The following is an 11,289-nucleotide window of genomic DNA, read 5'->3' as shown; positions in this document are numbered from 1 at the left end:
CGAACAGCTCAGCTGCCAACGATCAAGGGAGCAGCACCACCTACAGCAGTGCGAGCTGGCCCTCGACCTCATCCGTGTGCGGCTCGCGTAGCTGCCAGAGCCGGGCCACCCCGAGGCGGGCGTCGTGCGTCATCCACCGTCCGTGTCCACCGGCGGACCGAATCGAGTTCTGCGGCATGTCGATGCCGTAATCCATCACGGTCTGCGGGCGCAGCGTGCGGGTGGAGAGCAGGAGATGCTGCTCGGCGTCGCTCTCGTCGGTCGCGACGCCGACCATCTCTGGAGAGGATGCCGGCCGACCTCCGATCCGCCTGCGGAGTCCCATACGACGACGTGGTCACCGGAATCGTCGGGCACGAACATATAGACAAGGCCGTCACCGGCCAGGTGACAGTGTGGTTGTGGCCATCCGATCGACAGTGCTACGCCGTGCTCGGCCGACCATTGAACGCGGCCGTCGGCACCCCGGATCTGCACCTCACGCGGCCCCACCAGCGCGAACCGCGACCGGTCCGGTGCCACGCCGACAGCCAGAATCGGATCCGCGTCGGGGCTTACCGCCTCCCACGCGAGCGCGCCGCTCAGATGCGGGTCCAACACCCGCAGCGAGCGACGGTCCCAGACCAGCGCCCCCGCGCCGGCCACCCACTCGACACAGCTCGACGGCGTCACCACCGTCTCGGCGATCCGCAATGGGCGCACGGCCGAGAGCCTACGCACCGCGAGGAGCCGACGGGCGCGCGGTCGTACCGATCAGCTGTGACGGCACCGGCCCCCCGATCGTTGTCCGACAGCGCCTTCGACTGGAGTCGTCAGGATCTCAGCGCCGTGGCTGGTCTTCGTAACCTGGGTCCGCCAGACTGCGCGGTATGGGTGATCGTTGGCGCCGGTGGGCGTGGGTCGGGGTGCTCGTCATCGGGCTGATCCTTTATCTGGCGGTGCTGCGGACCCTGGTCAGCACCAAGAATCCGAACTTCGTACCGGCGTTGATCCTGCTCGGGGCGACGTTGGTGCCGTTGACGTTCCTGACGTTCGCGCAGGCCCGGACCGGGCGGTGGCAGGTGCCGGCGTCGGTGTTGGTGACGTCGGCGTTCTTCGGCGGTGTGATCGGCACGGTGGTCGCCGGCACCCTGGAGTACGACACCCTGCGCGGCCTCGGCACCCTGCCGATGCTGTTCGTCGCGTTGATCGAGGAGTCGGCGAAGCTGATCGTCCCGGTGGTGCTGCTGTTCACGGTGGTGGCCCAGCGTCGGCGCCGGGTGCCCTCCGACGGGCTGATCATCGGCATCGCCGCCGGGATGGGGTTCGCCGCGCTGGAGACGATGGGCTACGCCTTCAGCGCGCTGCTGAGTTCGCAGGGCAACATCGGCGCGGTGGAGCAGACACTCTTCATCCGGGGTCTGACGGCGCCCGCCGGTCACACCGCCTGGACCGGGCTGACCGCCGGTGCGCTCTGGGCGTTGCTGGCGAGCCCGAGCGTCGCTCGGCTCTTCGGGTTCATCGGCACGTTCGTGGGTGTCGTCGTCCTGCACACCCTCTGGGACACGTTCTCCGGTTCGCTGGTCTTCGTCGTGTTGGCGATCATCAGCATCGGCTGGCTGTTCTGGGAGCTGCGCCGCTACCGGACGTTCAGCGACCAGCACATGGGCCAGCTGCAACCGCACTGACCAGCGCCGTACTCCATGCCTCTCCCGGCCCGCACCAAGGGGCTGGGAAAGGCATGACTGTTTGTGATCCCGCTGCGACCGGGCCGGCACCTCATCTAACGTCAGAGTGTTCATATTTGGCGGGATTGGTCGGGAAGGTGCGGCGATGGGGGTGCGCAGCTGGTTCGAGGGTTGGCCGGTCTATCGCCAGCTCACCGGCACGGACCCGCTGGGCCGGGGTGCCGCGGCGAAGTCCGACGGGTCCCGCGCGCTCACCGCCCGCACCGACACCGCCGATTCGATGGCCCGGTCCGTGTGCCCGTACTGCGCTGTTGGTTGTGGTCAGCGGGTGTTCGTGAAGGACGGGCAGGTCAGTCAGATCGAGGGCGATCCGGACAGCCCCATCTCGCGGGGTCGGCTCTGCCCGAAGGGCGCGGCCAGCAAGAGCCTGGTCACCAGCCCGCTGCGGCAGACCATGGTCCGCTACCGCCGGCCGTACGGCACCGAGTGGGAGGACCTCGACCTCGACACGGCGCTGAACATGATCGCCGATCGGGTCCTGGCCGCCCGGGACGAGACCTGGGAGGACGTTGACGCCGAGGGTCGACCGCTCAACCGGACGCTGGGTATCTCCAGCCTGGGTGGGGCGACGCTGGACAACGAGGAGAACTACCTCATCAAGAAGTTGTTCACCGCGATGGGGGCGCTCCAGATCGAGAACCAGGCCCGTATTTGACACTCCTCCACCGTCCCCGGTCTGGGGACCAGCTTCGGTCGTGGCGGCGCCACCCAGTACCAGCAGGACCTGTCGAACTCCGACGTCATCGTCATCCAGGGCTCGAACATGGCCGAGGCGCACCCGGTGGGCTTCCAGTGGGTGATGGAGGCCAAGCGTCGCGGGGCGAAGGTCTTCCACGTCGACCCGCGGTTCACCCGCACCAGCGCGCTGGCTGACTCGTACCTGCCGATCCGGGCGGGCACCGACATCGCGCTGCTCGGCGGGGTGGTGCGCTACATCCTCGACAACGAGCTGGACTTCCGGGAGTACGTCGTCGCCTACACCAACGCCGCGACCATCGTGACCGAGGAGTACGCCGACACCGAGGACATGCACGGCCTCTTCTCCGGCTTCAACGACGACAACGCCACCTACGACCAGGCCAGTTGGCGGTACGAGGGGCACTCGCAGAACCGGACGACACGCGACAGCGAGACGCAGCGGGAGACGGCGGCCGGGCTGGAGAACGAGTCGCACGGCGCGCCTGTCGGCGGCGAGACCGAACGGGACGAGACGTTGCAGCACCCGCGCTGCGTCTACCAGATCCTCAAGCGACACTTCGCCCGCTACACCCCGGAGATGGTGGAACGGGTCTGCGGCATCCCGCAGGAGAAGTTCTTCGAACTGGCCCGGGCGTGGACGGAGAACTCCGGCCGGGACCGGACCGGCATGCTCGTCTACTCGGTGGGCTGGACGCAGCACAGCGTCGGCGTGCAGTACATCCGCACCGGCGCGATCATCCAGCTCCTGCTGGGCAACGTGGGCCGCCCGGGCGGTGGGGTGATGGCCCTGCGCGGGCACGCCAGCATCCAGGGGTCCACTGACATCCCGACGCTGTTCAACCTGCTTCCGGGCTACCTGCCGATGCCGCATCACGCCAATCACCCGACCCTGGACGAGTGGGTGAACAGCATCGCGCACCCCGGCCAGAAGGGCTTCTGGGGCAACGCCCGCACCTACGGCGTCAACCTGCTCAAGGCGTACTGGGGCGACGCCGCCACCGCCGACAACGACTACTGCTACGGGTACATGCCCCGGATGACCGGGGACCACGGCACCTACCAGCAGGTGCTCGACATGATCGACGGCAAGATCAAGGGCTATTTCCTGCTCGGGCAGAACCCGGCGGTCGGGTCGGCGCACGGCCGGGCGCAGCGTCTCGGCATGGCCAACCTCGACTGGCTCGTGGTCCGCGACCTGTTCATGATCGAGAGCGCCACGTTCTGGCAGAACGCGCCGGAGATCGAGACCGGCGAGATCGTGCCCGAGCGGTGCCGCACGGAGGTGTTCTTCCTACCGGCCGCCTCCCACGTGGAGAAGGAGGGCACCTTCACCCAGACCCAACGGCTGTTGCAGTGGCGGGAGAAGGCCGTCGAGCCACCAGGCGACGCCCGCTCCGAACTCTGGTTCTTCTACCATCTCGGTCGCGTCATCCGGGAACGGCTGGCGACGTCGACGAAGCCGCGCGACCGTGCGCTGCTCGACCTCGCCTGGGATTACCCCACGCACGGCCCGACCGCCGAGCCGAGCGCCGAGGCGGTGCTGCGCGAGATCAACGGGTACGACGTGGCGACCGGCCGGCCGCTGGCGTCGTTCACCGAGATGAAGGACGACGGCACCACCGTCGGCGGTTGCTGGATCTACACCGGGGTGTACGCCGACGGCGTCAACCAGGCGGCCCGCCGCAAACCCGGCTCGGAGCAGTCCCTGGTGGCACCCGAGTGGGGTTGGGCGTGGCCGGCGAACCGGCGCATCCTCTACAACCGTGCGTCCGCCGACCCGGACGGCAACCCGTGGAGTGAGCGCAAACGCTACGTCTGGTGGGACGCGGACAAGAGCGAGTGGACCGGCTACGACGTACCGGACTTCGAAAAGACCAAACCGCCGTCCTACCGGCCGGCGCACGACGCCTCGGGTGTGGCGGGCATCGCCGGCGACGACCCGTTCATCCTTCAGGGCGACGGCAAAGGCTGGCTGTACGCGCCGACCGGGGTGCTCGACGGACCGATGCCCACCCACTACGAGCCGGTCGAGTCGCCGGTGCGCAACCCGCTCTACCGCCAGCAGGCCAACCCGACCCGCAAGGTCTACACCCACCCGATCAACACGCTCAACCCGAGCCCGCCGCAGGAGCACAGCCAGGTGTTCCCGTACGTGTTCACTGTCAGCCGGCTCACCGAGCACCACACCGCCGGCGGGATGAGCCGGACGGTGTCACCGCTGGCCGAGCTGCAACCCGAGATGTTCGTCGAGGTGTCGCCGGAGTTGGCGGCCCTGCGAGGGTTGAGTCACCTGGGCTGGGCCCACCTGGTCACCAGCCGGGCGGCGGTCGAGGCGAAGGTGCTGGTGACCGACCGCGTGACGCCTCTGCGGGTGGATGGCCGGATCATCCACCAGCTCTGGCTGCCGTACCACTTCGGGTACGAGGGCCTGGTGACCGGCGACTCGGCCAACGACCTGTTCGGCATCACCCTCGACCCCAACGTCCTGATTCAGGAGAGCAAGGTCGGCACGTGCGACGTCCGGCCCGGACCACGCCCCAGAGGACAGGACCTGGTGGACCTCGTCATCGACTACCGGCGGCGGTCGGGAAACCTCGTCCACCGATACCCGCCGATGGTCACGACCGACGTCGCCGACAGCAGCAGCGACCAGGAGGCCTGACCGATGCCCCACGCCAACGCCCTGTACGGGCCGCTGGACCCCGCACCGGACGCCGGCTACGAGAACCCGCCGCCACGGATGGGGTTCTTCACCGACACCAGCGTCTGCATCGGCTGCAAAGCGTGCGAGGTGGCCTGCAAGGAGTGGAACGGCGTCCCCGAGAGTGGGCTCGACCTGCTGGGCATGTCGTACGACAACACGGGCGCGTTGACCGCCAACTCGTGGCGGCACGTCGCGTTCGTGGAGCAGCCCCGATCGGTGGGCTGGGCGACTCCGGCGTTCGAGGGGGACCCGGACGGGCCGGCGATCAGCCCGGTGACGGCTGCGGTCGGCGCGCGTACCAGCACCGACACCGGAACGGACCCCGGCCTGCCCACCGGCTCACCCGCCGCGGCGGCCCGCATGTCGGGCGGGCCGGAGTTTCTGGGGATGCCGGGTGCGCAGCCGCCGGGGAGGGGTTCGGGCGCGGAGGGACGGACGGATTTTCGCTGGTTGATGATGTCGGATGTGTGCAAGCACTGCACCCACGCCGCCTGCCTGGATGTCTGCCCGACAGGTTCCCTGTTCCGGACGGAGTTCGGCACCGTGGTGGTGCAGGAGGACATCTGCAACGGCTGCGGCTACTGCATCTCCGCCTGCCCGTACGGCGTCATTGATCAGCGCAAGGATGATGGTCGGGCGTGGAAGTGCACGCTGTGCTACGACCGGCTCGGCGTCGGCATGACGCCGGCGTGTGCGCAGGCGTGCCCGACGGAGTCGATCCAGTACGGGGAACTGGACGAGTTGCGGGAGCGGGCCGCCGCGCGGGTGGCGAAGCTGCATGAGCGGGGCGTGCCGGAGGCGCGGTTGTACGGGCACGACCCGAACGACGGTGTCGGTGGTGATGGAGCGTTCTTCCTGCTGCTGGACGAGCCGGAGGTGTACGGGCTGCCACCGGACCCGATTGTGACCACCCGTGACCTGCCGGCCATGTGGAAGCGTGCCGGCCTGGCGGCGATGACGATGGCGGTCGCCGCGGCGGTCTCGTTCCTGGGCAGGCGGCGATGACCCGCGGCGGCGAGCAACTCACGGTGCCGCCGGCCGACTTCGCCTCCTACTACGGCCGACCGGTACTGAAGCCGCCGGTGTGGAAGTACGACATCGCCGGATACCTGTTCACCGGAGGCCTCGCCGCCGGAAGTGCGCTGATCGGCGCGGGCGCCCAACTGACCGGACGACCCGCGCTGCGCACTGTGGGCCGTTGGACTGCCCTCGGTGGCGTCGCCGCCAGCACCTACCTGCTGGTCCACGACCTCGGCCGGCCGGCCCGGTTCCATCACATGCTCCGGGTGGCCAAGGTGACCTCGCCGATGTCGGTCGGCACCTGGATTCTCGCCGCGTTCGGCCCGATGGCCGGCGTGGCCGCGGTCGCCGAGCTCGCGCCGCTGCTTCCGCAGCACGGTGTGCTCGGCCTCGCCCGTCGGATCGCGCCGCCCATCGGCAACGTCGCCGGCCTGGCTGCGGCGGCCACCGCGCCGGCGCTGGCGACGTACACCGGGGTGCTGCTCGCCGACACGGCGGTGCCGTCCTGGCACGACGCCTACCCGTCGCTGCCGTTCGTCTTCGCCGGCAGCGCGCTCGCCGCCGCGTCCGGGGTCGGCTTGATCGCGGCACCGGCCGCGGAGACCGCCCCACTGCGACGACTCGCCCTGGCCGCCGCGGCCATCGAGTTTGGCGGAGGGCACCAGCTGGAGCGGCAGGGCCTCACCAGCGAGCCCTACACGCACGGACGCAGCGGCCGGCTGGTCAAGGCGGGACGCGTCCTGCTCGCCGTGGGCGCCGCCACCGCGCTGCTCAGTCGACGCAGCCGGGTCCTGGCGGCGATCTCCGGCGCCGCCCTCGTGGCATCGTCGGTCGCCACCCGGTTCGGCGTCTTCGAAGCGGGAAGGGTGTCGGCCCGCGATCCGAAGTACACGGTCGTGCCACAACGGGAGCGGCTCAACGAGAACCGGTCGGTGACCCGGCTCTGAGCGGATCGGCGGAACGGAAGGAAGGCGCCCCTTTCGAGGGGCGCCTTCCGTTGCGATGCAAAGGGTCTGGCGGTGATGGGCCGCCGCGCGTCAGCCAGTGAACAGCTTCGCGGCGGTGATGGCGGTCTGGACGATGCCGTACCCGAGTAGCACCGCGACCAGCAGCCACGACAACCAGAGCCGACCGGTCTGGCTACCGACGCGCGGCGGCGCGGGCGGCTGGCTGTCCCGCCCGAGAGCGACCGGCTCGGTGACGGTGGCCTTCGCCACGGGCGAGGTCGGTCCTCGGTTCGGTTCGTGGAACCGATCGGGCACGGAACGGACCAGCAGGTTCGCGATGAACCCGATGGCGAGGATGCCGACCATGGTGAACAGCGCGGGCCGGTACGCCGACGCGGTGAGGGTGCCGGGCTTGCCCTGGGTGTCGAGGATCCCGTTGACGATCAGCGGGCCGGCGACACCCGCGGCCGACCAGGCGGTGAGGATCCGGCCGTGGATGGCCCCGACCTGGAAGGTGCCGAACAGGTCACGCAGGTAGGCGGGCATTGTGGCGAAGCCACCGCCGTAGAAGGAGATGATCGCGGCGGCGATCAGCACGAAGACCGCGGTCGCGGAGTGGCCGGCCACGGCGAGCAGCAGGTACAGCACCATGCCGACGCCGAGGTAGACCATGTAGATGGGCTTGCGGCCGATGAGGTCCGACGTCGTCGACCAGACGAACCGGCCAGCCATGTTGAACAGCGACAGCACTCCCACGAAACCGGCCGCCGCCGTCACCGAGACCGTGGTGGCGGTCCCGTTGTCCCGGAAGAAGTCCTGGATCATCGGGCTTGCCTGCTCCAGGATGCCGATGCCCGCTGTGACGTTGCAGAACAGCACGATCCACAGCAACCAGAACGACCGGGTACGCACGGCGTTCGACGCGGACACGCTCGCCGTCGTCACCAGAGGCCGGGCGGCGACGCTCGCAGGATCGAACCCGGCGGGCCGCCAGTCGGGCGCCGGAACCCGGACGTTGAACGGGCCGAACATCATGATCACGAAATAGCCGATGCCGAACGTGACGAAGAGCGCCACGAGGGCGCTGCCCGACGCCACGGCGGCCGGGTTGCTGGGGTTGTAGCCGGAGTCGTAGAGGGAGAGCAGTTGGCGCGCGAGGGGGCCGGCGACCAGGGCGCCGCCGCCGAACCCCATGATGGCCAGCCCGGTGGCGAGGCCGGGGCGGTCCGGAAACCACTTGATCAGTGTGGAGACGGGCGAGATGTAGCCGATGCCGAGCCCGATGCCGCCGATGACGCCGTATCCGAGGTAGAGGAGCCAGAGTTGTTGGGTCGCGATGCCGAGCGCGCCGACCAGGAAACCGACGGCCCAGAAGCACGCCGAGACGAACATCGCCCGGCGCGGTCCGTTCCGCTCCACCCAACGGCCACCCACCGCCGCCGACGAGCCCAGCATGACGATGGCGATACTGAAGATCGCCCCGATCGCCGTCTGGCTGACGTCGAAGTGCGCGATGAGGGAGTTCTTGTAGACACTCGTCGCGTAGACCTGGCCGATGCACACGTGCACGGCCAGTGCCGCGGTCGGGATGAGCCAGCGGCTGTATCCCGGGGGAGCGACAGTGTGCCGGGGATCGAAGACCGACAGCATGGGCATCGTCCACACCTCCTGCGGCCGAACAGGCCGCGACGTTGCCGAGCTGTCCGACCCGGCAGTTGGCCGAGCGGCGCCGCCGCAGTGGCGGCCCGGCGCACGTCTGGCGTCAGCCGTTGACCGGCTCAATCTCACGTTACGTGGCAATGGGTTCACACCATGTCATTACCGAGAAACGCGGAACCGGGCGCAGAGCGGGGGCGGGCCAACCGGCCCGCCCTCGCCCTGCTGGCGTACGGCTCAGTGAATCGCGACCTTTGCGGCCGCCTCCTCCTGGGCGCGTCGTTCGTCCCCGCTGAGGGTGTGCAGCGGCTTCTCCTTGATGAACAGCACGACGATCAGCGCGAGCAGTGCGATCGGCGCGCCGACCAGGAAGAGGTCCGCGGTGGCGATGCCGTACACGTCCTGCACGATGCGCAGCACCGGCTCGGGCAGGGTGGACAGGTCGGGCACCTCGGCGGAGCCACCCCCGGCGGTCGCCGCCGGGCCGAGCCGGTCGGTCGTCAGCGAGGTCACCCGACTTGCCAGGACCGCGCCGAGGGCGCTGACTCCGATCGCGCCGCCCATGCTGCGGAAGAACGTCAGCACGGAGGTGGTGGCACCGAGCTCGTGGGCCGGCACGTCGTTTTGCGCGGCGAGCACGAGATTCTGCATGAGCATGCCGACGCCGACGCCCAGCACGGCCATGTAGATCGACAGCACGACGACGCTGGTGTTGGCGTCGATGGTGCCCAACAGCAGCATCCCGACGGTCATCACCGCGGCACCGGCCACCAGGTACGCCTTCCACCGGCCGTACTTCGTGATGAGCTGGCCGGCCACCGTCGACGAGACGAGCAGACCGAAGATCATCGGAAGGCTCATCAGGCCCGCGACGGTGGGCGACTTGCCCAGCGAGATCTGGAAGTACTGGGACAGGAAGACGGTGCCGCCGAACATCGCGACACCGACCAGCACGCTGGCGATGGTGGCCAGGGAGACAGTGCGGTTGCGGAAGATGCTCAGCGGGACGATCGGCTCCGCCGCCCGCGACTCGACGACCACGGCCAGCGCCAGCAGGACCAGCCCGCCGATGACCATCAGGGCCGTCCAGCCGGAGGCCCAGTCGAACTTGTTGCCGGCGAGGGACGACCAGATCAGCAGGGTGGAGACGCCCGAGGTGATGAGCAGGGCGCCCAGCCAGTCGATCTTCGCCTTGCGGCGGACGACCGGCAGGTGCAGGGTGCGCTGGAGCAGGGCGATGGAGATGATGCTGAACGGGACGCCGATCAGGAAGCACCACCGCCAGCCCAGCCATGACGTGTCGACGAGCAGGCCGCCGATCAGCGGACCGGCGATGGTGCCCACACCGAAGACCGCGCCGAAGATGCCGGCGTAGCGGCCCAGCTCACGTGGCGGGATCATCGCCGCCATGACGATCGTGGCCAGCGCCGTCATGCCGCCGGCGCCGATGCCCTGGACGACCCGGCTGAGCAGCAGAACCTCGACGTTCGGCGTGAAGCCCGCGATGAGTGAACCCACCACGAACAGTCCCAGCGACAACTGGATCAGCAGCTTCTTGCTGTACAGGTCGGCCATCTTGCCCCACAGCGGCACCGTCGCCGTCATGGCGAGCAGTTCGCTGGTGACGATCCACGTGTAGACGGTCTGGCTGCCGTTCAGATCCGCGATGATCCGTGGCAGCGCGTTCGCCACCACAGTGGAGGCGAGGATGGACACGAACATGCCGACCATCAGGCCGGAAAGGGCCTGCAGAACCTCCCGACGCGACATGCGCGTGCCGACGTCGGCGGTGTCGGCGGGCGGGACGGTGGTGGTCATTGACGCTCCCTTGTCGGGTTTGTGGCGGAGTGACTGACCCCGGAGCTGATGCGGCGGGGCAGGGGCTGGCGGGTCAGGAGAGGGCCGGCGGATCAGGTAGGCCGGCGGCGATCGCGGCGAACGCCTCGTCGACGAAGTCGTGCAGGGGCCGGTCGTCGTTACCGGCGGCCCAGCGCAGCATCGCGGTGCGGAAGGCGGCACCGGCGACAGCGACGACTAGCGGCGGATGGCCGTGGTCGAGGCCGACGCCGAGGCGGGTGGCGACGACCGCGACCATGGCCTGCTCGGTCGCGCTGTTGCCGGCCACCAGCCGGGGCAGCAGCGCGGGGTTCTGGGTGATGACCGTCAGTCGCAGCCGCCACAACTCCCGGTCGGCCTGGATCGAGTCGACCGACTCGTCGAGGGCGACCCGCACGGCCTGCAACGCCGACACCTGCGCGGGGGCGGCTGCCAGACGCGCCACGACCGGGTTGCCGTCGAGTGCCGGATCGTCGGTGAGGGCCTCGTCCTTGCAGGTGAAGTAGTTGAAGAAGGTCCGTGAGGACACGTCCGCGGCCTCGCTGATCTCCTCCACCGTGACGTGCTCCAGGCCGCGTTCCGCGACCAGCCGTAGCGCGGCGGCGGTCAGCGCGGCCCGCGTCTGCGCTTTTTTGCGGTCGCGACGCCCGGGCGCAGCGTGGTCGGTGTCGGTCACGCGGGCGAGATTAGGAGCGAACTT

Annotated in this window: 7 protein-coding genes and 1 pseudogene; 4 read left to right on the top strand and 4 right to left on the bottom strand. The window is 69.4% G+C overall.

Going from position 1 to position 11,289, the window contains the following annotated elements:
* Nucleotides 1–40: 40 nt before the first annotated feature.
* Nucleotides 41–277, bottom strand: a complete 237-nt coding sequence (locus GUI43_RS04935; RefSeq protein WP_112698111.1) for a hypothetical protein — start codon at nt 275–277, stop codon at nt 41–43.
* A gap of 592 nt (nt 278–869) precedes the next feature.
* On the opposite strand from GUI43_RS04935, the gene GUI43_RS04930 reads away from it, so the two are divergent.
* From GUI43_RS04930 to nrfD, 4 genes and pseudogenes are all read left to right on the top strand, one after another.
* Nucleotides 870–1,667, top strand: a complete 798-nt coding sequence (locus GUI43_RS04930; protein ID WP_112589403.1) for a PrsW family intramembrane metalloprotease — start codon at nt 870–872, stop codon at nt 1,665–1,667.
* Nucleotides 1,668–1,812: 145 nt separating this feature from the next.
* Nucleotides 1,813–5,061 (top strand): annotated as a pseudogene (fdh, locus tag GUI43_RS04920) (formate dehydrogenase); the annotation flags it as partial.
* A gap of 30 nt (nt 5,062–5,091) precedes the next feature.
* The gene (locus tag GUI43_RS04915; RefSeq protein WP_112605577.1) at nt 5,092–6,135 is read left to right on the top strand and encodes a 4Fe-4S dicluster domain-containing protein; all 1,044 of its coding nucleotides are present in this window, start codon (nt 5,092–5,094) and stop codon (nt 6,133–6,135) included.
* Complete coding sequence (gene nrfD / locus GUI43_RS04910) at nt 6,132–7,097, top strand: NrfD/PsrC family molybdoenzyme membrane anchor subunit (RefSeq protein WP_112698109.1); 966 nt, start codon at nt 6,132–6,134, stop codon at nt 7,095–7,097. Before GUI43_RS04915 ends, nrfD begins: the two co-directional genes overlap by 4 nt.
* Nucleotides 7,098–7,187: 90 nt before the next feature.
* On the opposite strand, the gene GUI43_RS04905 is transcribed toward nrfD, so the two are convergent.
* From GUI43_RS04905 to GUI43_RS04895, 3 genes are all read right to left on the bottom strand, one after another.
* Nucleotides 7,188–8,747: an OFA family MFS transporter gene (locus GUI43_RS04905; protein ID WP_112589413.1), complete on the bottom strand. Its 1,560-nt coding sequence runs from the start codon at nt 8,745–8,747 to the stop codon at nt 7,188–7,190.
* A 243-nt stretch (nt 8,748–8,990) separates the two neighbouring features.
* On the bottom strand, nt 8,991–10,571 hold the full coding sequence (locus GUI43_RS04900; protein WP_112698108.1) for an MDR family MFS transporter: 1,581 nt from the start codon (nt 10,569–10,571) through the stop codon (nt 8,991–8,993).
* A 73-nt stretch (nt 10,572–10,644) separates the two neighbouring features.
* Nucleotides 10,645–11,265 (bottom strand): acyl-CoA-like ligand-binding transcription factor, encoded by a 621-nt coding sequence (locus GUI43_RS04895; RefSeq protein ID WP_112698107.1) that lies wholly within the window; start codon nt 11,263–11,265, stop codon nt 10,645–10,647.
* Between the last annotated feature and the right edge of the window lie 24 nt (nt 11,266–11,289).

The sequence above is a fragment of the Micromonospora noduli genome (genome assembly GCF_003264365.1).
Taxonomy (GTDB): Bacteria; Actinomycetota; Actinomycetes; order Mycobacteriales; family Micromonosporaceae; genus Micromonospora; species Micromonospora noduli.
This window is presented reverse-complemented; position numbering and strand designations above follow the sequence as displayed.